This window comes from Arcicella sp. GW458-12-2-14-TSB2, from assembly GCF_059423785.1.
In genome coordinates this window covers 16,582-43,047 of the sequence record NZ_JBWKYN010000004.1, presented here as the reverse complement: position 1 = coordinate 43,047, position 26,466 = coordinate 16,582, and the positions used below count along the sequence as shown (strand labels likewise).

Sequence of the window (26,466 nt, the reverse complement as noted above, 5' to 3'; positions counted from 1 at the left end):
TAAATGCTAGGCTCAAACATTCATTATACTCGACACATGAAAAAAATACTCTTTATCCTGCTTCTAATAGTAGGGTTAGCGGATGCTTTTGCCCAAAAATCAAAATATCCGACCAAATTCACGGTTGCCCAAGATGGCTCAGGGGATTTCAAAACGATACAAGAAGCCATTATGGCTTTTCGTGACCATTCCCAAGAAAGAGTAACGCTATTTATTAAAAATGGGATTTATCATGAAAAGGTTGTCATTCCTCCTAACAAACCTAACCTTCATTTACTAGGCGAAAGCAGTGGTGGTGTTATCATTACGAATGATGATTATTCTGGAAAAGTATACCCTAATGGACAAAAAGATGCTACGGGCAAAAGTCAATTCAGTACTTATAATTCCTTTACCGTTTTGGTTGATGCTCCTGATATTATTATCGAAAACCTTACGATTCAGAATACGTCAGGACGAGTGGGGCAGGCTGTAGCATTGCATGTAGAAGGCGATAGATTTATATGCAAAAACTGTTTGATTTTGGGTAACCAAGACACGCTATACGCTGCTAGAGAAGGCAGTCAACAATATTATGTGGATTGTCAGATAGAAGGGACAACAGATTTTATTTTTGGAAAATCTATCTGTGTTTTTGAAAAATGTATCATCAAAAGCCTTTCAAACTCTTTCATTACTGCCGCTGCAACGCCTGCTTATCAAGCCTACGGATTTGTCTTTTTGGATTGCAAACTCACTGCTGATTCGTCAGCCCAAAAAGTATATTTGGGTCGTCCATGGCGACCGTATTCTAAAACTGTTTTTATCAGAACGGAAATGGATAGCCATATTCTTCCTATAGGTTGGAACAACTGGGGAAATACAGATAATGAGAAAACAGTTTTATACGCCGAATATGCATCTTATGGTTCAGGGGCTAATATGGCTCAAAGAGTAGCTTGGAGCCGTCAGTTAAAAAAGAAAGAGGCAGACGATTATAGTGTAGAACGCATTTTTGGGTCAAGAGATACTATTAAAAATTGGTGGAAATAGCTTTAAAAATATAACAATGATGCTGAAAAAATACGTTTATATACTTTGTCTTTTAAGTCTTTCATTAATAGGACAGGCACAAAAAGATAACTATGTTTCAAAGGTTTGGGTAGCTGACTTAGGAAATGGGCAGTACAAAAACCCTGTGTTAGATGCAGATTATTCAGACCCAGATGTTTGTAGGGCGGGTAATGATTTTTATATGACAGCCTCAAGTTTTGATGCTGTTCCCGGCTTACCCATTTTACATTCTAAAGACTTAGTCAACTGGACACTTATTGGTCATGCGCTAAAACGTCAGCCTCCTATTGAACATTTTTCTAAAACCCAACATGGAAATGGCGTTTGGGCTCCTGCTATTCGCTATCATCAAGGGGAGTTTTGGCTTTATTATCCTGATCCTGATTTTGGTATTTACTTAACAAAAACTAAAAATCCAGCAGGTACTTGGTCAGAACCAGTATTGGTTGAAGCAGGGAAAGGATTGATAGACCCTTGTCCTTTGTGGGATGAAGATGGGCAAGTGTATTTGGTACACGGTTGGGCTGGAAGTCGTGCAGGTATCAAAAGTGTATTAACTATCAAAAAATTAAATGCCAATGGGACGAAAGTAATGGATGAAGGAGTAATCGTTTTTGATGGACATGAGACTGACCCAACATTGGAAGGACCAAAGTTCTATAAACGAAATGGTTATTATTACATTTTCGCTCCAGCGGGTGGAGTATCTACAGGTTGGCAATTAGTACTTCGTTCTAAAAAGGTATATGGACCATACGAACGAAAAGTAGTAATGGACCAAGGGAAAAGTACTGTAAATGGTCCACACCAAGGAGCATGGGTAAATACATCAACGGGTGAAGATTGGTTTTTGCATTTTCAAGATAAAGACGTATATGGTCGTGTGGTGCATCTGCAACCTATGAAATGGGTAAACGATTGGCCAGTGATAGGCATTAATCCAGACGGTGATAATAAAGGTGAACCAGTGATTACTTACCGTAAACCCAATGTTGGTAAAATACACCCAATAGTTACTCCTGCCGAGTCGGATGAATTTAATACCAATACGCTTGGGCTACAATGGCAATGGCAAGCAAACCCCAAAGGCATTTGGCATAGTATGACCAACCAAGGGCACTTACGTTTGTATTCTTACAAAGTGCCAGACGAGGCTAAAAACTATTGGGAAGTACCGAATATTTTACTCCAAAAGTTTCCGACAGAAAACTTTATGGCCACTACTAAAGTGCTTTTTACACCCAATGTTCGCTTAGAAAATGAGAAAACAGGCTTGATAATTTTAGGAAAAAGCTATGCTACTATTGCTCTGAAAAGTAAAGGCAAAGATGAAATAACATTAGTATACGTTGAATGTCACAAAGCATCAGAAGGAAAGGCAGAAACAGAAACGACATTGGCTACTATCCCAGCCAAAACACCTGTTTATTTACGGGTAAAAGTGATGAAAAATGCTAAATGTCAGTTTAGTTATAGCATTGATGGAAAAGAATTTAAGGATGTTGGTAATGAGTTTCAAGCAATTGTAGGGCATTGGATTGGTGCAAAGATTGGACTGTATTGTACTCGTGTTTCTCAAATCAATGATTCGGGTTATGCTGATTTTGATTGGTTTAAGATAGAACCTTTACCTTAAAAACAAAAGATGATGAAAAGAAGAGAGCTACTTAAAATGGCTATGAGCCATGGCTCCCCACTTAGATTAAAAAAATGATTTGTACTTTATTTCACCATTTGATTGGTTCTTGTGTACAAAGCAGTTTATCTTATACAATTAATACCATAAAGGCTATCATAGTGAGAAGCTCTTACTTCCGATTATGATAGCCTTTATGTCAATCACTGGACTATATTATGGTAAAACATTCATGGTGTACCAAGCTTCTGTACTCCATAAATTATTGCCATTTTGACTAACAATTGAGTTTCGATTCAAGTGTATATAAACCACATGTTTGCTTTTCATACCCGCCAGTTGTAGGGTTACTTTCTTGCGGTCGGCAGATACACTCACCGATTTTACAGGCAAACTTTCATTATCCAATTTAGGCCCGCCATAATCGCCAGTTGGCTTAAACCACCATTGACGAATATCGTAGTCTGACGTTTTTTCTCCAACACCTTCTTTCAAAGGTTCTGTAAACTCAATTTCTACGCCATCCGATTTGGCTCGAACCGCCAGCATCTCAAATGCTATATTATTATTGAAAGTCAGTTTTTGCAAACCATAACTTAGCTTACCAGTATGTCCCCAGTTGCCCGTTGAACCAACGCCACCAATATAAAGCGAGCCATCTGTCCCCCAAACGAGGCGGTTTACACCTGCTTCTAACCCTTGGGTAAACCGAAATACTGCCCCTTGGTAAATACCATGAATTTTTTCGGCAAATACTCGTTTTATACCTCCGTGTGTTACGTCGCCGTGTATCATTTGGTTTTGGTAAGGCCCAATATTAAGTTTGGCAGGTTGACTAGGCGAATTGCCGATTTCATCTTGCGTGAGCCAAACAACAGGGGGCGTTTCTTTCCGATTGGCAGTTCCCTCAAAATCTACTGAGCGAGAACCATACCATGCACCTTCTTGCAAATGAACGATTTTGTTAGCAGGCAACCAGTCTCCTTGATTATCTGCGATGAAAATCTCATTATCTACCCCTAAACCTATTCCGTTAGGGGTTCTTAAACCTGAGGCTACAAAGGTAAAAGAACCATCCTTTTTAGCGATTTTTACTACTTTCCCACGGTCAGGAATTTGTGGCTTTGTACTTGCTCCACCCGGATTAATGGCGGTTGCAAGTGTTCCGTAAAAATAACCGTCTTTATATACCAACCCAAAAGCAAATTCATGGAAGTTGGCCGAAACCTTCCAACCATTACAAATTGTTTGGTATTCATCAATAAGCCCATCTTTGTTTAAGTCAACTAGCTTAGTAAGTTCCTGCTTTTGCATGATATAAATTTCATCATCAACCACTTTCAAGCCCAATGGCTCGGCCAGTCCGTATGCAATACGTTTTACTGTAATATCATTTGGCGAAGCAGCTTTGCGTCCATCAACAATGTAAACAGAGCCTAGTGAGTCCCAAGTACTAACCACCATTCTGCCATCAGAAAGGAAATCCATTCCCCCTACTCTTGGCTGAAAATTGTCTGGTCGAGCCTGCGACAACGTAAAGCTTGGATGCACTGCAACCAGTGGAGATTGGTCGCCAGGAATATCATTTTTTTGAACTTTTATGGCTGTTTGTCCTGTCTTTTTAATAGCTGTTCCTTGATAAGTAAAAACAGAAGGGGGTATTACTACAAAAGTTTTGCTACCATAAGGTCTCCATTGTAAGGAAAGCCCTTTCCCATACGAGCCTTGATAATATTCTACCCTAAATGGATGTTTTCCGGGCTTCAAAATTACTTCTCCATCGGTGGGTTGAAGTCCGTGATTTACGCCATTATCTGTGATAAGTTTGTTGTCAATAAATAGCTTACCGCCATCGTCACAAACCAATCTAAAAACAATATTTGTTGTCTTTTTAATGTTGATAAAACCGCTGGCATAAATAACAAAGTTATCTTTCAAATCGCCAAAATCTTGTTCATCCAAATGCAAGGCATTGATTGACCCAGATTTTACAGGTAACATTTCGTCATTGATTTCAGGTACTTCTCCGATACCACTAGCAAATTGGTATATGTTTATTGCAATACCTGCTTTTTCAGAAGCCGTTGCCATTTGACTAGGTTTTTCTGATTTTAGTACAATCTTATAAGTTGGTTTGGGCATCAATTTGCTTGCAGCTTGTGCCCTTTCTTTTGCTGCATCTAGGTTCAGAATGTAGGATACCATTGTTTCCACATCTTCTTTTTTCAATGTAGGGTGGGCTGACATCGGGATTTGGCCCCAGTTGCCTGCACCACCATTGATTACTTTGGCAACAAGCGTATTCTTGTTTTGTTCATTGTTTTCATAACGCTCAGCAATTGCCTTATAAGACGGCCCAACTGTTTTTACTTCCTGATTATGGCAAGTATTACAGTCACTTTTAGCAAAAAGTCCAGCAACCATTTCTGATTTACTTATTTTTTGCTCTGATAAAAGTTGCTCTTGTTTTTGGGTTAGGTGAATAGAAAAAGTTGTTTTTCCATTATCATTAAGTAGCAATTTCCCTTCTACAGCTTTAAAAGACTGATTTGGGGTATTATCATCATGCTGATTGACTACTACAAATTTACCATCAGTTTTATAATCTGTTGTAGCAGACAATGAAGCCAAGTGCATATTCAGCAATAAAGCCATACTAGCAGGAATATTCTTTACGGTAAATACACGCTCGAACCCAGCCTTGCCGTTCCCAGCATCAAAAAACTCAGGTTTTTCTTCAACCAATATTTTCTGACCTTGATAATTTAGTTCGTATTTCAGCGTAACCTGATTATCCAGAATGGTATGGCCTTTGTAGCTAATTTCGGGAGTAACTTCCTTTCCATCAACCTCAATTCGCCAAGGGTTTTCATCTGGTTCTTCCATGTAGGTAATTCCTGATGAAACAGGTTGAGGTCCATGCGAAGAAGTATAAACGGGACCGTTGAAATCTATTTTCCCCGTCCAAGCTTTATATAAGGCCGCAGTTTGGGTATTATATGCGAGCCACAGATTATTATGCAATGCAATGCTCAAAATTCTTGGTTTTGAATCAAGTACAGAGCGTAAAACCCATGCTTCACGTGGACGCTTTATATTAGCGATATGTTTTGTTGTTGGCTTTGAGCCAATAAAAGTACTGGCCGAGCCGAGTACCGCAAACATAATTGCGGTACTTAGCACAGCCAAGGGCTTGTTATATTTCATTAATATAATATTTAGTAACCAGGGTTTTGCTTCAATTGAGGAGAAGCATTTAATACATTTTGTCCGATTGGGAATATGTCGGTGTGGTTATCAGCATCAGGGCTTTTATCCCACCAAGTACCAGTACTGAACACGCCCCAACGTACTAAGTCTGTTCTTCTTCTACCTTCTGCCAAAAATTCACGCATCCATTCATCAAGCATTTCTTGGTCGATCAAATCACTACCATTAGCTTTATAAAGACTTGGTGAACCTTCTGGAAAATTGCGTTTACGAACAGCATTCAATAATGCCGCAGCACCAGCTTTGTCGCCAGCTCTGTATTTACATTCTGCCAAAGAATAATAAATTTCAGCATAACGAATTTCAGCATAGGCTGAAGAAATTTTGTTTTGATCGCTACTTGGATAGAACGGATACTTCACTGGAAAAATACCTGAGTTGTTATCAGCATTATTCATATTTGAAACCTTGTCGGCTATCAATGTCCCTGGTTTTGCGTCAAGGAACTTACCAACTTGGTCTCTTAAATAAAGAGGATAAGGACCTTTGAAACCTCTAACAGTATCCTGCTTACCAGTCGAATTAATATAAGGTAAATAGCCATACAAGAACATTCCTTCACGTTTGCTATTTCCTAGATTCTTATATTTTTTCAAACGAAGATCATCTTTGTATTTTTGGAATTTCACAAATGGCTTTCCTAAGGTAAAATTATACTCTACACCATCCACATTAAGGCCTGGTTGCATAGCGTATTTAGGGTTGGCATTACCAAAATCAGTGAATCCAAAATAGCTAGGAGCCATGTTTGGCAACATCCAAAAATACATTCCGCCATCATACTGCCAGTGTGTTAAGCTGAAACTTCCCGGAAAGCCGAAAATTGTTTCTTTTGAAGTTGGGTTAGTATAGTCAAAAGGAGCATCCCAACGATTTTCAAGTTCATAACTACCATATTCACCATTGATAATATCTTGAGCCACTTTAGCACAATCTGCAAAGCGGTCTGTACCAGTATATACCTTAGCGTTCAGATATAGTCTTACAAGAAGTGCAGCCGCACCTCCTTTCGTCCAGCGTCCTCCTACATTATTTCCCAAAGTAGCATTCGTAGAAAGTTTTGGAAGAGCGTCTTTTAGTTCTTTTTCAATGTAATTGAACGCTTCCTGTGGTGGTACTTGAAGCCCACCTTCGCTTTGTCCTTTTACTTTGGTAACAATAATGATATTTCTATAAAAATCTAACAAACGGATGTTTAACCATGCACGAAGTACTTTTAGCTCGGCAATCATACCGTCTAATTCAGCACGTGTCATCTCGAATTTAGCAGGATCAGAGATTCCTTCTAAGTCTTCGAGTGAATTGGTTGCTAGCGTTACACCACCGTAAAGAGCATTCCAAGGGTCACTAGTGAAACCGTCGTTGGGAGTCCAAGTGTGGTAATGAACACGCTGAAACTGACCACCATCAAACCAGTCTCCTTGGCGGTTGGGCGTCATCATTTCGTCTGAACTATTTTCTTGTAGCATAAATGTATTGCCACCTTGAATACTCCAATAACTGTGTTCAAATGCACGCAGGAAATCTCGTGTTACATCATCACGTGTTTGAAGGAAGTTTTCTGATGTTATCCTGTCGTATAGCTCTTCGTCCAGATTAGTACACCCCACCGTCATCGACAGTAGCATACAGGTAAAAAACCGAAATAAGTATTTTGAAATAAGATTCATTTTCATGTTTGGAGTTTTAATCAGGAAATTAAAAAGTAAGTTGTAAACCCAACAACAATTGTGTTGTAGAAGGGTAGTAGTTTAATGAACTATTGACACCCGGATATAGCCCGTTTACTTGTACGAGGTCTGGGTCGCCGCCCGTGTATTTCGTGAACGTAGCTAAATTTCTGGTAGTAGCATAGATACGCGCAGACTTCATAAACTTAAGTTTCAATGGTTGAGTATAGCTTAAGGTAATGTTATCAATTTTCAAGAATCCACCCGGTTCCAAGAAATAATCTGAAAGTGATGAATAAGTTGATGTACTAGTAAGCTTTGAATATTTACCACCATCATAAGCTGATGTAAGGACGTTAGCATTTTCCTGAGTGGCTGGTGTACCCAGATAAAAAGCATAAGTATTAAATAGTTTATAGCCAAATGCCCCACGAAGGAAGATACTCAAATCCCAATTTTTGTATTTGAATGTATTTGAAATACCTGTAGTGAATTTAGGAAGACCATTTCCAACAAATTGCTTATCGTCGTTGTTGGCTTGGTTTGCAGGTATGATTTCGCCATTTTTGTTATAGACTAACAATACTCCCTTATCATTTACTCCTGCGGATTTAAGGGCGTAGAAGCTACCAATTCGTTTATCTTCTTGCAAACGCTGAATTGTTCCGGGGCTTCCTGGAGCTGGCATTCCTACTACGTCAATATAAGTTTGTCCTTTGAACAAGTCACTAGAGAAGGATACAAACTTATTATCATTAAATGCTCCTGTTAAGCTAAGGTTATAACTAAAATCTCCTTTATTTACTACAGCAGCACTTAGTTGTAATTCAACACCTGTGTTTCTCATGGTACCTACGTTGGCAAACGTGCTTCCTTGAATATTGGGTGGGTTCGGCACATTATATGAACCTAACAAATCTTTGTTAGTCCGAACATAGTAATTTACGCTACCGCTGATTTTATTGTCGAAGAGTTCAAAGTCAACACCAGCATTAAAGTTAATTGCTTTTTCCCAACGTAAGTTATAGTTCGTGTTTTGGCTTGGACCCCATACTTGGTAAGAAGTTCCATTATAAGGATAATAGCCATAACCTCCGTAGGTATCAAGTGATAAGTAATTTCCGAAATCTTGGTTACCAGTTTCACCATAATCGGCACGTAATTTTAATTCATTCAACCAAGAAACACCCTTCAAGAAGTTTTCCTGTGTTAAGTGCCAAGCAGCCGAAGCAGCAGGGAAGTACCCCCACTTATTATCATAGCCAAATTTTGATGAACCTTCTTTACGAAGACTAACAGATAGGTAATATTTCTGATCAAAATCATAGTTCAAACGACCAAAGAATGCTATCAACGTTGAGCTATTTCTGTATGAACCCACATTATTAATGCCTTTTTCTAAGTTCCAAAGTCCCGTCCCTAATGCATTGTAAGTAAGTACATTCGATGGGAATTTCTCATTGCTTGCATTAAAGCCTGATGCTGTAAAGTATTGATATGAATATCCAGTAAGCAATTTTAAAGAATGTTTGTTAATATCTAAGAAATAGTTTCCTAACCATTCAACACTTTTCTGATCGTACTCATCTAATGATTGAGAGGCTGTATTACGGCCACTACCATTGATTACTGGCGTAATGGTAGATGGCGTAAAGTTCATGTTACGATACGAAGAACTTACTTCCCCAAAAGTTACGCTAGTATTTAAGTTTTGAAGAATATTCAATTTGGCTGAACCATTGAAGTCTAACAGTTTAAACTCTTGGTCGGCCAAAACATTTTTTGCAACCTCAACAGGGTTGTTCGCAAAAAAACCAGAAGTAATATAATTGTATTTACCTGCTACATCTTTAACCGATAACGTAGGGTTTAGTGTTAATGCATAATTAAATCCGCTGTAATCTGCTCCGCTTGTTTTGGCGTATCGTGGTGCTGCACTAAAGGTTAAGGCAATTAGGTTGTTTGCTGAAGTGTGATTTATATTAACACGCCCGCCGTATTCTCTTTTGGCCGAACGTAAGTCAATTCCATTGGCATCTCTAAAGTCTAATGAAGTAAAATAATTTGTTTGTCCATTTCCTCCTGAGAATTGTAAAGTATGTTTTTGTGAAAATGAAGGTGTACGACTTACTTCTTTCATCCAGTTGGTATTTCCACCAAAATCTACTCCACGCTTATTAGCTAAGAATTGCTCTTTCGAAAGAACCGATAATTCATTCGTTAGATAATCAAAAGTAGCATAACTATCGTAAAACAAACGAGATTCAGAAGAGCCTTTTTTGGTAGTGATTACGATAACCCCGTTACTTCCACGTGTTCCATAAATCGCAGAAGCCGCTCCACCTTTTAGTACATCAATAGATTCTATCTCGTTTTGGTTGATGTTGTCGATATTTCCACCCGGAATACCATTCACGACAAATAATGGACCAAGACCTGCACTACGTGAAGATGCCCCACGAAGCTGAATACTTGGCGAAGAATTTGGGTCAGCACTAGCGGTATTGGTTATTGAAAGCCCCGCTACTTTTCCTTGAATGGCCATTAATGGGTTATTCCCACCCACTCGCAATAAATCTTTTGCATTTAAGTGAGTAATGGCACTAGAAACCTCTCTTTTATTCAATGAGCCATAACCGATTACAACTACTTCGTCCAACGTTTTTAGGTCTTCTTCAAGCGTAATTTCAATAGAAGAGTTGTTTTTTACATCAACATCTTTTGTAAAATAACCCACGTGCGAAATCGTCAATACTTTCGTTTCTGAAGAAAGTTGTAATGTGAATTTTCCATCAGTATCAGTCCTCGTTCCGTTGGTGGTACCCTTTTCAAGAATTGAAACACCTGGTAAAGCACCTTGTTTGTCTATAATTTTACCAGAAATAGTGGTACTCTTCTGAGCCTGAGCCACTCCAGACATCACTACAAACATACTGAAAAGCGCTACTAGGCTCGTCTTGGTAGACAGGCCTTTTTGCAAAAACTTTTTCGTATCTTGTGCCAATTTGTACAAGTTTTTTTTCATCAAAATTGTTGTTTACATGGATTTACTAGATCCATAATTGTTACTATTTGATTAATTAATTGGATATATTTAAAATTTTTCACGAAGTTCCTGCTTAATTAATTAATGGGATAATCGCTGAGTCTCAATTTAAAATCAATCTGTCTCAATGTTTATTTTTGTTAAAAAACTATGATTATATAGGGATATATTTACAAAAGTTGTTATGGAATATGAACCTGAAATGCTAGCATTATTAGAAAGAATTAAGTGAAAAATCTTCTTATTACGATTTGTGGTTTACTCCTTAGTATGACTTGTGTGGGTCAGGACGTTCGATATTATTTCAAAAGCTACAAAGTCTCCGACGGCCTGTCGGGCAATACAACCCACGATATTATTCAAGATAAAAAAGGCTTTATCTGGATTGCCAGCCGTAATGGCTTGAATCGATTTGACGGAAATACTTTCAAAATATTTAGAAACAAACAAGGCGATTCTACTAGCCTAGGCAATGATGCGATATCGTCGTTGTATGAAGATGAAGATGAAAAATTATGGATTGGGACTCATAAAGGAGTATATATTTATAACCCACTCACAGAGCGATTTACTGCTTTTAATTTAATTCGCCCAAGCGAGATTCGAATGCTGAGAGGCGACCATGACGGAGGAGTATGGATTATTTCTGATTATCAATTGTATAGATTTGATAGAAAGACGGGTAAAATTCAATCGTTTGGTTGGGCAGGTTATACCGTTTCTATTCATGTTTCACAAGCTGGGAAAGTATGGATTGCTAATGGTAATGGTACTATTAGGTGCTATAATCCTCAAAAAGGTAAATTTTTGGAATATAATATTTCCAAATTGACAGGAGGGAAGGAAGTTTTTACCAATATGGTGCTTCATACAGTTTCAGACTCGGCACTTTTGGTCGGGAATATGAAGAGAATATGGTTGTTCAATTATAAGACAGGAAAAATTGCTGATATTTCTGAACAAACAGGACAAAAGGATGGGATTCATGTGCATTCCATCTTTGAAAATAATGGACAGTTTTGGCTTGGGTCTGAATCAGGGCTTTTTATTTTAGACCTGAAAAAACATCAAATTAAGCATATTCAGAAAGAAAAGTATAATCCATATTCTATTACCGACAATATTATTAATGGAATATTTAAAGATAGAGAAGACGGCATCTGGATTAGCACACAGTTTGGAGGCGTTAATTACTATTCATCTGAATTTAATCGTTTCAAAAAGTATTTTCCTTTACCGAGTAATAGTATTAGCGGAAACCTGATTCATGAAATTTGTATGGATCAGTACGGTAAACTGTGGATTGGGACAGAAGATGCTGGGCTCAATCAATTGGATTTAAAAACGGGTAAATTCAAATCTTTCCTGCCTGATGGAAAAAAAGGAAGCATTGCTTATAGAAATTTGCATGGATTGGTAGCCGACGGTGACCACCTATGGATTGGTACTTATGAACACGGACTTGATGTAATGGATTTGAAAACCAATAAAGTTATTCGGCACTACTCGAGAGATTCTCCACGTTCATTTGGGAGTAATTTTATTGTAACTTTGTACAAAACCCGAGAAGGAGATATTTTAGTAGGTACGTGGTCTGGGTTGTATAAATATAATCGAGATACTGACGATTTTACCCGAATAGATTTTTTCAATACGCAAATTCAAAGTATTCACCAAGACTCACAGGGAACGCTTTGGGTAGCTAGTTATGGGAAAGGAATATTTTATTTTAATCCAAAAACGAATAAAAAAGGCAGGATTCAGTATGTTGCAGGTAAAACAAACGGGTTACTTGATAACTACATTAATAGCCTTTTCCAAAGTAAAAATGGTGATTTTTGGTTTTGTACAGAACACGGGCTTTCTAGATACAACGATATTACTGGAAAATTTAAAAACTATCATATCGAAAATGGCCTGCTGGATAATCAGGTTTTCCGTGTGTTAGAAGACGACAAAGGTAATTGTTGGATTGCTACTTCCAGAGGCTTGTCTATGCTCGACCTTAAAACAGATAAATTCACCAACTATACTGAAGCCAATGGGCTTCCCAGCGAACAGTTCAATTATAATTCTTCTTATAAAAGTAAAGATGGTGTGCTATTTTTTGGTACGGTAGCTGGAATGATTAGTTTTAAGCCAGAGTCGTTCATCAAAAATATTTATGTTCCGTCTGTGTATATCACCGGAATCCGAGCTAACAGCAAGGAGCTTACTATTGCTGATAAAGATGCGCCACTCACTAGGTCTCCAATTTATACTGAAAGAATTAAGTTGCCTTATGACCGTTCCAGTCTCAGCTTTGATGTAGCGGCGCTTAGTTATGTTATCCCTCAGATGAATAGTTGTCAGTATCAAATGCTAGGCCTTGATAACCAGTGGTATAGTCTGACAAACCAGCGAAAAATATCTTTTTCAAAACTACAGCCTGGCCATTATGTTTTACGGATTAAAGGAGCGAACAACGATAATGTTTGGAACATCCAAGAAACAAAACTAAGTATTGACATTATGCCACCGTGGTGGGCTTCTGGTTGGGCCTATGTTTCATACTTTGTTTTAATCTGTACGATTGCGGTTGTTCTGTTTTGGTACTATCATTTAGCGATGAGCGAAAAAAATAAAAGAGAAATTGAGGCCATCCAAATTGGGAAAGAACGGGAGATATATAATGCTAAAATTGATTTTTTTACGAATGTGGCACATGAAATAAAAACGCCATTGACATTAATTAAAATGCCCTTAGATAAACTATTATCTAATAAAAATACTAATCTAGAAACATTTGATAATTTAAATATGATAAAAAAAAACACCAATCGCCTCATCGACCTTACCAATCAATTACTAGATTTCCGAAAAGCAGAGGCGAATAATTTTAGTTTAAATTTTACCAAAACAGACATCAATGAGTTACTCAGTGATGTATTTACTACCTTCAAGCCAGCAGCCGAACAGAAAAAACTAAACTATAAAATTGAGCTTCCAAGAATAACACTACACGCTTATGTAGATATTGAAGCCTGTAAAAAGATTATTAGTAATCTAATCAATAATGCCGTTAAATATGCTGACAGCACGGTGAAAGTAAAACTATTACCTTTTAGTAGCGATGACCTACTTTTTCATATTGAGTTTACCAACGACGGATTTATCATTGACAATGAAAACAAAGAGAAAATATTTGAACCTTTCTTTCGCCTAAAAGTCAATCAAAAACAAGAAGGAACTGGTATTGGGCTTCCGTTGGCACGTTCGCTGGCAGAACTTCATAAAGGTAAAATTGAAGTGCATCTTCGCAACGAGCAACAAAACACTTTTCTGTTGTCACTACCCATTCATCAAGATTATGAAATGGATTTGAAAGGCAATAATGATGATTATCAAACCGAAGTATTCAGTAATGAACCAAACGAAGCAGACGACACGGGCAAACCTGTGATTTTAATTGTTGAAGATAATGTAGAAATTATGAATTATCTAAGCCGTGAACTAAGTCTTTCTTATCATGTTATGCGTGCATTAGATGGCGAGCAAGCCATTGAAATATTAGAACAAGAAAACGTACATTTGGTGATTAGCGATATTATGATGCCAGTAATGGACGGAATAGAGCTTTGTAAAAGAATAAAAACAGATGTACAGTTTAGCCATATCCCGATTATATTTTTAACAGCAAAAAGTTCGATTAACTCAAAAATAGAAGGTTTAGAAGTAGGAGCGGATGCCTATATTGAAAAGCCTTTTGCGTTAGAACACCTAACAGCCCAAATCACCAACTTGATTAATAATCGGAATATTATTAAAGAGTACTTCGCCCGCTCTCCGCTGACGCATATTAAAGGGATTGCATTTTCAACAGCCGATAAACAGTTTTTGGAACAGTTACACGCTATTATTGCCGAGCGAATAGCGGATACTAATTTGGATGTAGATTTACTCTCATCTATGATGAATATGAGTCGACCTACGCTGTATCGAAAAATAAAAGGTATTTCTGATATGAAGCCTAATGAATTGATAAATTTATCTCGCCTAAAAAAGGCGGCAGAGTTACTGGCGGAAAACAAATATAAAATTAACGAGATTGCAGATATGGTTGGATACAACATTCCTACCAACTTTTCGAGAGACTTTCAAAAACAGTTCGGGATTACTCCATCGGCATATGTCAGTAAACTACAAAATCAGAAAACGTAGTAATTAGACTTTGCTATTTTTAAGGTGAAACCATTTTGGAAGGAGCTACGCCATACGTTTTTTTAAAAGCGAATGAAAAATGAGATAAGTCTTCAAAGCCTAAATCTAGGTAAATGTCTGACGCTATTTTCCCTTTTTCATGGATAAGATAAAAGGCTTCTTTTAGGCGTTTTTGTTGTAACCAATGCCTTGGAGAAACACCAAATACTTTGTCAAAATCTCTTTTAAAAGTAGCTAAACTTCTACCTGTAAGGTAGGCAAAACGGTCTAAGTGAACGTTGAAATGATAGTTCTTATTCATAAATGATTCCAAATCAATTTTGTGTGGGTCTTTGAAATCAAATAGAATATCCTTTAATGCTGGATTGGTGTGTAATAGCAATAAAATACCCTCTTTTAACTTTACATCAACCATTTGCGAATTTTCAAAAATTGTACTTTGGCGATAGGTCAATAAGGAATTAACATAGTTTTCCAGTAGTGAATTTGTTTGCAGAGCGTATATATACTGCTCGTATTGTTTTTGGTCAGGCAGCACTTCGTAGGCTAAACTAAATTTTTTTAAAGTTTCTTGGGTAAAGAAAATACTGAGTGATTGATATTCACCATCAACGGGCGGATGTTTGCTGAATTTTAGGAGTTGATTACGTCTGATAAAACGAAAAGAACCCTCATGAGATTCATACCGGTTGTTCCCATCGTTGAGAATAGAAGTACCTGCAATTTGATAATTTAACACATGGTCAGCCACAAATTGCTCTCCTTCTCTGCTTTGTTTGTAATAGCAGGAGTACACAATACTCGCACGTTTTTCATTTTCAGATTTCATATTAAACTCAAATTAATCTGTTTTCAATAGCAATACAATTTTCCCCCTCTTTTGATTTTCTATTAACGAGCGAATAGATTCACTCGCTAATAGAAAATGAAGCAATTATGCTTTTTTAATTATCCCTTTATCCCTTAAAAATTTTCTACCTTCCTCTGTTTCAAAGAGACTTTCTGCTTCGTCGTGGTCGGTAGAATTACTTACCGTAAGCCATTTTTCAAACTCTGCTTTTCTGTTTTCATCTGCATTTCTCAAAATAGTAGTTGCCTCGCTTCCTAATACCAAATGTATGGGGGGCTCAGGATGTGATGCCAGTTCAAACATCACTTTAGCCGCTTTGTCAGGATCTCCCATAGGTACATATTGTCCTGATAAAATATATCCTTTTATACCGCCAACTGTGCTTTCATAGCCCTCAATATCTTCGGCAAAGCTCATAGATGCACCAGCCCAATCAGTACGGAAACCGCCTGGTTCGATAGACGTCACTTTAATGCCTAAAGGAGCTACCTCTTTGCTCAGAGCTTCTGTAAAGCCTGCTAACCCAAATTTGGCAGCTTGATACATGGTCAGTCCTGCGTTTCCAATACGCCCACCGATTGAACTAATTTGGAGAATTCGTCCTGAGCGTTGCTTACGCATAATTGGCAAAACTACACGAGTGATTTCGATAGGTGCATACAAATTAACGTCTAACTGACTGCGAACTTGTTCATCAGTAAATGCCTCGGCTGCACCCGTAATGCCAAATCCTGCATTATTGACTAATACGTCAATTTTACCAAAATGAGCTATTGCTTCAGCAACGGCAGTATCAATCTGAGCCTTGTTGCTTACATCTAGCGGAAGGACCAACACCTGATTCGGGAATAGCTCTACTAAATCATTTAATTGTGAAACATTTCTTGCGGTGGCAACTACGTTATCACCATTTGCCAAAGCTTCTAAGGCAAGGCTTTTGCCTAAACCTTTTGAGCTACCTGTAATAAACCAAACCTTTGTCATTTTTCTTGAATTTTGTTTCTACAAAGTTCATCCAAAAATCAAGGTGCATCTTTGTTAGAAAGCTCAATGTAGGTTTGTTGAAAAGCTCAAATATAAAGTTATTTATTGGCACAAATCAGCAATACTAATACAAATCTCCAGATTCCGTATTTCTGTACTACTTTTCTGCTAAAATGGGTTAGTTGTACGCCAAGGTGCTGAACGTTGTCATATTAAAATAAACAAAAAACAAATAGTATTATGGACAAGACAATTTTTACTTACAGGAGGAATTAATTCATATTTCGCTTATTTCAGAAGCTAAGATTTACAATTGAAAAGGTTTTACAGCCCCAATCCCAACTTAACAAACAACTTAAAAGCCGAATAGGGTATGATTGAATGAAAACAATATGAACATTATCTTATCATAAATCTACCTCAAGTTCCAATAAGGCATAGTTTAATGTCTTTCCGTGTGGGTCTAGGGCTAAGGAGGTTGTCACGCCACCACCCAAAGCTTCTTCACACACAAAAAGTAGCGATGAAATATTGGGCATTTCATAACGAATGATATTGCCTTTTACGATAGCTTTTAAATGGTCTTTTACTTTTTGAACTGTTACTTGTTCCACCAAACTTGGAAAATCCTCTTCTTTGAAGGGAATCAAGGACAACATCAATGTATTGCCTTTATCGCCTGCTCTGCTGTGAGCGATATGGTATAATTTAGTTTTCATGATTCAAATATTGAAAAAGAGGGATTAATACTATTGCGACTAATCAAGATAGATTGTATTCCAATGATTTCGTTAATAGATTTTCTTACGCCACCACCACCCGATGGTCCATTTGTATAGAGTGCTTCCACTTCCTCGCCGATGAGTGTTGCTATTTCTGGCGAATCTGCGATTCCTGCAACTCTTAAGCGAATTTCATAAGCGGTAGAATCATCTTGATTGATGCCAGCATGAGCCGAATTATTGCCGATATAGTCAATACGGAGTTTATCTGGGTATTGTTCCTGTAAACGTAAACGTATAATTTCACCAGCCATTTTTGCCCTTTCCATCGCAAATGCTCCTGCGTATAAAATTTCTCCTTCGCCCATAAAACCAGCATGATAACCTACACTAACTTTTAATTTTTCGGGTTTTGATGAGCCACTACCACCACTTACTTGTACACTGTTTGGTGCAATTTGCTTGAGTGAAACTGTGGTAAAATCTGCTGAAACGTCGGGTGTAAGGTAGGCAAAAGGATTGAGTACTTCGTAGAGAAGTTGCTCTTTGACGGTGGCAAGGCTAATTATTCCACCTGTGTTTTCTACTTTCCCAAGAAGTGCTGTTCCGTCTTGAGATACATCTACAAACGGATGCCCCAGAATTTCTAAATTTGGTACAATTTTATTTACTCCATCGGCAAAATAACCGCCTGTTACTTGTCCTGCACACTCCATCAAATGACCAATTACCGTAGCTTTTCCGATGAGTTCTACATCATCATACGACCAGCCAAACTCATACATCAGCGGAGCTACTACTAGCGAAGGGTCTGCTACTCGACCAGTAATAATAATATCAGCACCAGAGGCAATGGCTGGTAGAATACTGTCTGCTCCGAGATAAGCATTTGCAGAGATTATTTTGCCAAAACTGTTTAAAGGTTGTCCTGATTCTAAGGTAATTTCATTTCCTGTAATCAGAGAAAGCACATCGTCGCCAACAACAGCGGCCACTTTTATGGTAAGATTGTTCTTTGCTGCTATTTCAGTAATTTTTTTTGCTGCGGCCAAAGGATTGGCCGCACCCATATTACTGAGTATTTTTATATCTTTTTCTTTAATAATTGGAAGCAGTATTTCCATCCGCCTTTCCAACAGTGGGTCATAGCCTTTTGATGAATCGACCATTTTTCTTTTCTGAGCCAATGCAATTGTTCTTTCTGCCAAGCATTCCAATACCAAATAATCTATTTCGCCATCCTGTGCCAATATTTTGGCAGGCTCTAGGCGGTCACCAGAAAAACCTGCTCCTGCTCCAATTCTTATTTTTTTTAATTCTTTCATAGTAAATGAATCGCACCAGTAATGATGGCTGTCAATGTCATTAAAAAAGTAGTCATAAAAGCCCATTTAAAAGTAAATTTCTGATGGTCGGATAATTCAACTTCTGAAAGCCCAACCAGTACAAAAGTAGAAGCCGTGAGCGGACTTAAAGGGAAACCTACCGTCATTTGTCCTAAAATGGCTCCTCTTCCTACTTCTATTGGATTAATACCGTAGTGGATTGCCGCTTCTTTTAGGACAGGTAAGACACCGAAATAATAGGCGTCTGGCGTAAAGACAAAACTCAGTGGCATACTTGTTACTCCTACCAATGCAGGAAGGTAACCTGCGTGTTCGGCAGGAATAAGGGTTACGAGCGACTGAGCCATGGCATCTATCATTTTAGTTCCTGTTAAGATTCCTGAGAAAACACCTGCTGCAAAAATCATTACAGATACAAAAAACACATTGGCAGCGTGTTCTTGTAATCTACTTTTTTGCTCGGTTTGAGAAGGGTAATTAATAAGCATTGCCACAGAAAATCCAATAATAAACAAGGCAGATGGTGGCAATATGGACATAACCAAACAAAATATTAGACAGATTGTCAATATGGCATTCACTAAGATAAGTTTGGGTCTTCTGGTACGTTTTTGTGATTCCGTCAACTCGTCTGCGTGTCTATAATCAAATGCAATGACTCCCAGTCTTTTACGTTCTTTTTTTCCTAACCACCACGATACTCCCAACACCCAAATTATACCTACAATCATTGAAGGAAGTACAGGAACAAGTAAACCAGCAGCATTAGTTTGCATAACTTGTAAAGCCCTCGCCATCGTACCCGACCACGGCACTAAATGCATCACTCCAGCACTCAAAGCTACAATACATGGCAGAATAAGCCTATTTATGCCTAATCTTTTATAGATAGGCAATAAAGCGGAAATAGTAATCATAAATGTAGCTGTTCCGTCGCCATCTAAATGGACAATCATGGTAAGCAGTGCCGTTCCCATCGTAATTTTCAGAGGGTCGCCTTTTGCTAAGTGAATAATACCAGAAATGACGGGGTCAAAAAGACCCGCATCAATCATCAAAGCAAAGTACAAAACGGCAAAAATCAACAGAATACCCGTCGGAGCTACTTGTTTGATGCCTGCCACAATCATTTCGCCGATAGCTTGTGGCTCAAAACCACCTACAATCGCAAAAAATACTGGAATGATAATCAGAGATAACAATACTGATAATTTTCTTGAAATCACCAATATCAGGAACAGGAGTATGGTTGAAAATCCTAATAATGCCAGCATCTTATGTTATTGTTTTTTAGCTTGAAGTACTTTCTGGAAGAATAACAAGTGATAAGGCAAAGCATTTTCCCAATACGGCCATTCATGTTTTCCGGGTCTTTCAGTATAATCGTGGGGCGTTCCGTTGACCGTTAAGAGTTTGTGCATTTCTCGGTTTGGTTCAATTAGGAAATCATCTACACCACAATCAAAAATCAAATGAAGTTTTGCAGCTTTGATTTGCTCTGTCATCGTGATAAGATTAAATCCTGGATAAAAAGGGCCTGATTCTTCACGTTCACCAATCATTTTTTTAAAATTATCTATGCGAATTTTGGCAAAATCTGGGGTAACTTTCCAAGTACTAGGGTTAATATTCAGTACTCCACTCATACTTCCAGCAGCACAGTATACGTCGGGATGTTTGGTGGCAATATACACAGCACCGTGCCCGCCCATCGACAAACCCGTAATCGCTCTACCTTCTCTGGTTTTAATGGTGCGATAATCCTTATCTACTTTTTCCCTTACTTCTTTTGAAATAAAAGTTTCATATTGGCTATCTTTTAGCAAGGGACTGTCGAAATAATAACTTGAAGTACCGCCATCTGGCATAACGATAATGACATCAAATAAATCAGCCATCCTCGCAACAAGAGATTTGTCGGGTGTGAGCTCAGTCCAATTTTTGTAATTACCGCTTCCACCATGAAGTAAATACACTACTGGGTAATTCTTTTTGGAAGATTGATAGCCTTGTGGTGTAATAACCACTGCTTTCAATGTTTTATTCATTACCAAACTTTGTATCGCCAAAGTATCTGTTACGGCAGCTTGAACTTTTTGTGCAAAAAATGTACAGGCAAAGACAAGCAAAATAATTACAGCGTTTTTCATCGAATTATATTTTTTAATACTTACCTGAATTGGCAGATTTAAGGATTTTGGAGAAGTAAAGGGCATGAAAATAAAGAGAGTTTTCCCAATACGGCCAAGAATGCCCACCTGGTCTTTCTGAATAGTCGTGTGGTGTATTGTTGAAGACCAACCTACGGTGAAGTTCACGGTTAGGTTCAATCAAGAAATCGTCTGTTCCACAGTCAAAAATAAGGCTCACGCCATTGGTTTTCATTTTATCGGCCATTGCAATCACCGAATAGGGTTCATAGCCTTTCGGGTCAGTATTGTATGAGCCAATGATGGCGTCAAAAGCTTTTCTGAGGTTCTCAGTAGCTTCTTTTGGTAATTTCCATCCTTGTAAATCAGGATTAAGGGCTCCGCTCATACTTCCAGCAGCCACAAAAAGTTCAGGATATTTTCCTGATAAATACAAAGCACCGTAGCCTCCCATCGAAAGACCCGTAATTACTCGCCCATTTTTAGAAGCAATCGTTCGGTAAGTCTTATCAATTTTAGTGATTACATCTTTTACAATATAAGATTCAAACTGACTATTTTTATCAACAGGGCTATCAATATAATAACTAAACACTTCACCCTCAGGCATCACAATTACTAAATTATACTGGTCGGCTAGGTTCTGGATAAGGTTTTTATCTGGAGATTTGGTAAGCCAGTCATTAAAATGCCCAATACCACCATGCAATAAATAAAGTACGGGGAAAGATTTTTGGTTATTTTCATAAGACTTTGGCAGTGTAACGGCAGCTTTGTAAGTCTTATTCATTTTAGATGAGGCGATTTCTAGCGTATCGGTTTTTGCAAATACCATCAGCGAAATCATTTGGAAAATAATTAAATAGACAAGAAAGTTTTTTTTCATTTTATTAAGGTTAATTGTTTATATTTTTATGTTTTGATTCTTTCTTGGCAAAATATTCTCTTTGTTGTTCTCTTGAATTTGAGTAGTTTTAATTTCAAGCGAAAAAAAACTTTGTACCGTCAACCAATATATTGATGAATAAGGGGCTATACTTCAAAAGTATGAAAGGCAGATAATTTATCACTAATTTTAGTTGAATGAATACATTCCAGAAACCGAATCTTAATTTCTGGAAATTGTTAATTGTCTATTATTCAATAATTTATATAAAATACTGAGTAGTTGTAAATACTCATCCGACGAAATGGAATTAAAATCTGGTAAAGAAGAAATAGCTTATTTATTAGGGAAAGTCATTGAAAAATTTGAAACTGAAAGCGGCCAGAAAGTAGTTAGAAATTCAAACCGAAAAAATTATGAAGAAGTAGCTAAAGTTTTAAGTGAAATAAGTAACCAACTTCCCTTTACTTCAGCGGAGCTTCACCACGAGGATTATGCTCCTGAAAAAACTCATCGACCATCAGAGTATCCTTTTCGTAAGTATGACATTACTGGTAATCAAATCAAAGATGCTTTTTACAATCAGATTGTTACACATCCAAGGTCATTCTTGGTAGATTCCGCTTATATTTATCTATTTGGTATAGGGCGTAAAGGTTTTGCTGAAAACCCTACAGACCCTGAATTGATAAATTACAAAGAAAATATTACTATATCATTAGGTACTCAAAAGCAGTATGAGGCCTTCAAAACTAGAGGTTTTTTTGATTTAAGTAATTTATCTTATTTTGTAAGGGGCTTATTGATATTATTAACCTTTGGTTTTTCATTGAGTAGTTTCTTGTTGATAAAAGAAACTAAAAAACTTGAAACCTTGAAAGAAGATTTGAGTATTGTGCCTTATTTACCCTCAAAAGCAGAGATTGATAGTCTGGAAGGTATCTGGCTCTGTTATACTGGTTCTCCGCAAGCCCGTAGTTTTGATCCCGACCGCTACCACATGGTGGTATCTAATGTGATGAATGTAAGCTATAAAGATGGTTATTTCACTTTTATTCGTTACGGTTCAAATTTTAATCATAAAGGTTTTATGCAATTTGAAGCACCGTGGTTGGTATCTGTTCACTCTCGGGTAAAGAATGCTCCTGAAAATCCATCTCCCAAACACTCGTTGTTAAAACTAGAAAAAGACAAAACATTTACAAGTGTGATTTCTGCTTCTTGGAATTTTGATATAGGCGAACGAAATAAAATTATCGGTATTAGGGAAATATACATCAAATTAGGCAAAGGATTGACAGTAAAAGAAGTAATTAATGAACCAGAAAATGCGCTTTGTCGCTGTAAAATCATTAAATTAATCGAGCCCAATGGGTATATTCGTTCTTTCCAGTTGAAAAATGAAAACCTTGATAAGCTTCCTTATGAGCAAATAAAAGGGCTTTTAGACGAAAATAGTATCTTACTAAAAGACCCTGAAAACGGTGTTGTTTTGGAAAAAAAAGAATAACGATATTGCTGGTTTAATACTCACCTCTGCCAAGTGTCTAATCAAAAATTGTGGTCTGTATGTACAATTCAAATCAATTAGTTCATTCATTTGGTCTTTAGAAAACTCAATGGCGAATTCGGCTTTTTACCCAACATCATTCGATAGACTAAATTCTTAATAAAAAGTATAATGGTGATTTATATACGGTTCTCTAAGATATTCATCGACTTGGCTGTTTTGTTATCAACAGCCAAGCCGATGCTAACCAATTAGTTAAGATTTTAAAAACTGAAAGCCTCTACAGCCTCCAATGCTTTTGTAGTTGCTTGTTCGCCCAAATTTGGCACAGAAATACCTTCTAGGCGAAAAGTGCTTACGTCGGTCAAGCCCATAAATCCGAGAACAGCACGCAAATAGTTTTCCGTAAAATCATAGGCTTTCATCATGCCTTCAGTGTATATCCCACCAGATGCAATAGCCAAATAGACTTTTTTATTCATCAATAAACCTTGTAGAGAGCCTGTTGCATAGCTAAAAGTTTCATTGGCACGAGCAATTTGGTCGATCCATGCTTTCAGGTTGGCAGGAATACTAAAATTATACAATGGAACTGCCAGAACTACAATATCTGACTCCTTGATTTGTTTTATGGCAATTTCGGAAGGCTGAATGATTGCTGTCTGCGTTTGGCTACGTGCCTCTTTCGGGGTAGAAAATGCCTGATACATTTCATTAGTAAGAAAAGGCAGAGGGCTTTCTGATAAGTCTAGGGTTTTAATCGTGCATTCCGAATACGTATTATTGAGCTTTTCAATGATTGCGTTTGAAAGCAGATTGCTTTTAGAGGCATCGCCATTGATGCTTGCTTTAATGTGAAGTACTTTTTTTGTTGACATTTCTTGAAAATTTATTTAAATGATGTCACAAATCTATCTACATTTGCTTTCCAAAAGTTACTACTATACATAAGGTAAGTAGTAACCTTTAGGTTAGTTAGCTATACAAATATGAAAAACGTAATTAGTACAGAAAAATGTAGGAACTCCATCAAAGCCCTCGAAGACGCTATGTACGTAATAGGGGGCAAATGGACTTTGCGGGTAATTCTTGCCCTAAAAGACGGACATACCCGCTTTAATGACTTACAAAGAACCATAGATGGTATTTCTGCTAAGGTGCTTTCAGGGGTACTAAAAGACCTCGAAGAAAATGGCTTTGTAAAAAGAAAAGTGGACATAGGTGTACCTGTGGTAGTAGAGTACGAACTATTATCTTATGCAGATACCTTACAAGATGTGCTTTCGGCCCTTGTTTCGTGGGGTGAAATGCACAGACAAAAAGTGATTAAAAGGCAAGAGGAGTTCGTTTGAAAATCCTATGTTGATTTAGTGGACGAAACACGCAGTTAAACTGCGTGTTCCTGTGACTTGCCACTATAAAAAACGTAGTTGTTAGCTTCTCACTTTGTCAGCCCGTAATTTTCAAAGACTCAATAAGTCCGTCTTTTAATTTAAAATGATATGCCAAAACAATAGGACTTCCTGGGAAATTGCCCGAAACTTCAGCTTTTAGAATTTCCTCTGTTGAAGCATATTCAAGAGGTTTCATAACGGCTTGGTACGCTTCATTGGCTTTTTTAATCCATTGTTGGATTTCCTTTTTCCCCTTGTGATTTTTGCCTTCGTCAAAAACTATGGCAGTTTTGGAAAAACAATTGGCGTAAGCCACACTGTCGAAATTGTTTTGTGCATTTGTTAAATCTGCAATTACATTTGGTAAGTTCATCTTTTTATTTTTTAGGTTATTAAATTGTTGGCACTGTGCCACCATCTATTACAAAATTTGTCCCTGTTAAGTAATTGGCTCTTGGTGAAACCAAAAAGCCAACGAATTCGGCAACTTCTTCGGGTTGGGCTGGGCGACCAAAAGGAATTCCCCCCAAAGCGTCCATCACACTTTGCTGAGCTTCTTCTACGGTACTATTTGCATTTCTTGCAATCTCGCCCAACCAAGCTTCTGATGCGGTTGTATTTATCCATCCTGGCGAAACAGTTAGGACACGAACTCCTTTTGGTGTAACTTCATTTGATAAACTTTTGCTATAATTAATCAATCCTGCTTTTGCGGCTGCATAGGGCAACGTAGAAGCATATAGTGGTAATTTACCTTGAATAGAAGCTATGTGAATAATAACACCACTTTTTTTAGCTAACATTTGTGGTAAAAATCCTCTGTCTAGTCGAATAGGAGCAAGCAGATTGGCTTGTAGGGTTGATTGCCAATCGTCATCAGTTAATACAGCAAAACCACCAGCAGGAGTTACTGAAGAACCAAGGTTATTCACAAGAATATCTAGTGTGCCATAAGTAGATAGCACTTCGCTGACCACTTTTTGTGCATCTTCTGCCTTGCTTAAATCGGCAGGAATGAAATACAAATTACTGTTCTCTTTTTCGGGTGGATTTCTTGCGGTAATAATAACCGTTGCACCAGCTTGTAAAAGCCTTTCTGCAATGGCTCTTCCAGTACCTTTGGTTCCGCCTGTAACCAAGGCAATCTTGCCTAATAACTCATTGTTAAAATTAAATTGTTGTTCCATTTCTGTTTTTTTTTTGTGCAAATTTCATCCGTACATTGCTCTAAAGCAATTACGGAAATACGATTCGGATAGGGATAAATTTTTCCCCTATTGCACAGTTTGGAACTGTGGTTTAAATTTGTTTTATGTATGAAAGGAAAATTTTACCGAACCTAAATTGTGGTTTGGATTTGATCGGCGAAGTGCTTTATGGCAAATGGAAAATCCGTTTGTTGTGGTTTATCAATCAAGGGCATCAACGCCCGAGTGAGCTTCAACGCAAAATACCTGATGCTTCAAGAAGGGTTTTAAATATTCAGTTGAAAGAATTAGAAGACCACGACTTGGTTACGAAAAAAATATATCCAGTAGTTCCGCCAAAAGTAGAATATAGTCTTACCGAATTTGGCAAGACCTTGATTCCTGTACTTTCAGCTTTGGGTCAGTGGGGCGACGAAAATGAAGAACATTTACGGTCGGTTATTTTAAAACGTTTAGATTTGGGAAGTCAATAGTTTTTTAAAACTGCTATTGCATCTTTTTAAATTTGGTGTGAATACATCGATTTCTCACCCTCAGTAAT

19 protein-coding genes are annotated in these 26,466 nt (G+C 37.6%); 6 read left to right on the top strand and 13 right to left on the bottom strand.

Going from position 1 to position 26,466, the window contains the following annotated elements; all coding sequences use genetic code 11:
* Window positions 1-36: 36 nt before the first annotated feature.
* Window positions 37-1,032 carry a pectinesterase family protein gene (locus tag AC07XN_RS01045; protein ID WP_494741730.1) on the top strand — a complete coding sequence of 332 codons (996 nt, stop codon included), beginning with the start codon at window positions 37-39 and terminating at the stop codon, window positions 1,030-1,032.
* A gap of 16 nt (window positions 1,033-1,048) precedes the next feature.
* Window positions 1,049-2,689: a glycoside hydrolase family 43 protein gene (locus AC07XN_RS01040; RefSeq protein WP_494741729.1), complete on the top strand. Its 1,641-nt coding sequence runs from the start codon at window positions 1,049-1,051 to the stop codon at window positions 2,687-2,689.
* Between the two features lie 216 nt (window positions 2,690-2,905).
* Here the strand turns inward: AC07XN_RS01040 and AC07XN_RS01035 are convergent, their stop codons facing one another.
* From AC07XN_RS01035 to AC07XN_RS01025, 3 genes are read right to left on the bottom strand one after another with little or no spacing between them, the layout of a single operon-like run.
* A complete protein-coding gene (locus tag AC07XN_RS01035; protein WP_494741728.1) occupies window positions 2,906-5,896 on the bottom strand; it encodes a PA14 domain-containing protein in 2,991 nt (996 codons plus the stop codon).
* 11 nt (window positions 5,897-5,907) lie between these two features.
* Window positions 5,908-7,635: a RagB/SusD family nutrient uptake outer membrane protein gene (locus AC07XN_RS01030; protein WP_494741727.1), complete on the bottom strand. Its 1,728-nt coding sequence runs from the start codon at window positions 7,633-7,635 to the stop codon at window positions 5,908-5,910.
* A gap of 22 nt (window positions 7,636-7,657) precedes the next feature.
* Window positions 7,658-10,654, bottom strand: a complete 2,997-nt coding sequence (locus AC07XN_RS01025; RefSeq protein ID WP_494741726.1) for a SusC/RagA family TonB-linked outer membrane protein — start codon at window positions 10,652-10,654, stop codon at window positions 7,658-7,660.
* 249 nt (window positions 10,655-10,903) lie between these two features.
* Here AC07XN_RS01025 and AC07XN_RS01020 point away from each other — a divergent pair, with 249 nt between their 5' ends.
* Window positions 10,904-14,875, top strand: coding sequence for a hybrid sensor histidine kinase/response regulator transcription factor (locus tag AC07XN_RS01020; RefSeq protein ID WP_494741725.1), 3,972 nt, complete (start codon window positions 10,904-10,906; stop codon window positions 14,873-14,875).
* Window positions 14,876-14,894: 19 nt separating this feature from the next.
* Here AC07XN_RS01020 and AC07XN_RS01015 read toward each other — a convergent pair whose 3' ends face one another.
* From AC07XN_RS01015 to AC07XN_RS00985, 7 genes are all read right to left on the bottom strand, one after another.
* Window positions 14,895-15,704: a helix-turn-helix domain-containing protein gene (locus tag AC07XN_RS01015; protein ID WP_494741724.1), complete on the bottom strand. Its 810-nt coding sequence runs from the start codon at window positions 15,702-15,704 to the stop codon at window positions 14,895-14,897.
* A 105-nt stretch (window positions 15,705-15,809) separates the two neighbouring features.
* Window positions 15,810-16,709, bottom strand: a complete 900-nt coding sequence (locus tag AC07XN_RS01010) for an oxidoreductase (protein WP_494741723.1) — start codon at window positions 16,707-16,709, stop codon at window positions 15,810-15,812.
* A gap of 407 nt (window positions 16,710-17,116) precedes the next feature.
* Window positions 17,117-17,428 (bottom strand): AtuA-related protein, encoded by a 312-nt coding sequence (locus AC07XN_RS01005; RefSeq protein WP_309918327.1) that lies wholly within the window; start codon window positions 17,426-17,428, stop codon window positions 17,117-17,119.
* Complete coding sequence (locus tag AC07XN_RS01000; RefSeq protein ID WP_494741722.1) at window positions 17,425-18,756, bottom strand: acyclic terpene utilization AtuA family protein; 1,332 nt, start codon at window positions 18,754-18,756, stop codon at window positions 17,425-17,427. The genes AC07XN_RS01005 and AC07XN_RS01000 overlap by 4 nt, the downstream gene beginning before the upstream one ends.
* A complete protein-coding gene (locus AC07XN_RS00995) occupies window positions 18,753-20,051 on the bottom strand; it encodes a CitMHS family transporter (protein WP_309918320.1) in 1,299 nt (432 codons plus the stop codon). Before AC07XN_RS00995 ends, AC07XN_RS01000 begins: the two co-directional genes overlap by 4 nt.
* A gap of 6 nt (window positions 20,052-20,057) precedes the next feature.
* On the bottom strand, window positions 20,058-20,927 hold the full coding sequence (locus AC07XN_RS00990; RefSeq protein ID WP_494741721.1) for an alpha/beta hydrolase: 870 nt from the start codon (window positions 20,925-20,927) through the stop codon (window positions 20,058-20,060).
* Between the two features lie 13 nt (window positions 20,928-20,940).
* Window positions 20,941-21,813 (bottom strand): alpha/beta hydrolase, encoded by an 873-nt coding sequence (locus AC07XN_RS00985; RefSeq protein ID WP_494741720.1) that lies wholly within the window; start codon window positions 21,811-21,813, stop codon window positions 20,941-20,943.
* A 304-nt stretch (window positions 21,814-22,117) separates the two neighbouring features.
* Here AC07XN_RS00985 and AC07XN_RS00980 point away from each other — a divergent pair, with 304 nt between their 5' ends.
* Window positions 22,118-23,323, top strand: coding sequence for a hypothetical protein (locus AC07XN_RS00980; RefSeq protein WP_494741719.1), 1,206 nt, complete (start codon window positions 22,118-22,120; stop codon window positions 23,321-23,323).
* Window positions 23,324-23,586: 263 nt separating this feature from the next.
* Here the strand turns inward: AC07XN_RS00980 and AC07XN_RS00975 are convergent, their stop codons facing one another.
* Window positions 23,587-24,201, bottom strand: coding sequence for an FMN-dependent NADH-azoreductase (locus AC07XN_RS00975; RefSeq protein ID WP_494741718.1), 615 nt, complete (start codon window positions 24,199-24,201; stop codon window positions 23,587-23,589).
* A gap of 111 nt (window positions 24,202-24,312) precedes the next feature.
* Between AC07XN_RS00975 and AC07XN_RS00970 the strand changes: the two genes are divergently transcribed.
* A complete protein-coding gene (locus tag AC07XN_RS00970) occupies window positions 24,313-24,675 on the top strand; it encodes a winged helix-turn-helix transcriptional regulator (RefSeq protein ID WP_309918305.1) in 363 nt (120 codons plus the stop codon).
* Window positions 24,676-24,772: 97 nt separating this feature from the next.
* Here the strand turns inward: AC07XN_RS00970 and AC07XN_RS00965 are convergent, their stop codons facing one another.
* Together AC07XN_RS00965 and AC07XN_RS00960 are read right to left on the bottom strand one after the other, a co-directional pair.
* Window positions 24,773-25,090 carry a nuclear transport factor 2 family protein gene (locus AC07XN_RS00965; protein ID WP_494741717.1) on the bottom strand — a complete coding sequence of 106 codons (318 nt, stop codon included), beginning with the start codon at window positions 25,088-25,090 and terminating at the stop codon, window positions 24,773-24,775.
* Window positions 25,091-25,109: 19 nt separating this feature from the next.
* Complete coding sequence (locus AC07XN_RS00960) at window positions 25,110-25,904, bottom strand: SDR family oxidoreductase (protein ID WP_494741716.1); 795 nt, start codon at window positions 25,902-25,904, stop codon at window positions 25,110-25,112.
* 125 nt (window positions 25,905-26,029) lie between these two features.
* Between AC07XN_RS00960 and AC07XN_RS00955 the strand changes: the two genes are divergently transcribed.
* The gene (locus tag AC07XN_RS00955; protein ID WP_309918297.1) at window positions 26,030-26,398 is read left to right on the top strand and encodes a winged helix-turn-helix transcriptional regulator; all 369 of its coding nucleotides are present in this window, start codon (window positions 26,030-26,032) and stop codon (window positions 26,396-26,398) included.
* The last annotated feature ends 68 nt before the right edge of the window (window positions 26,399-26,466 follow it).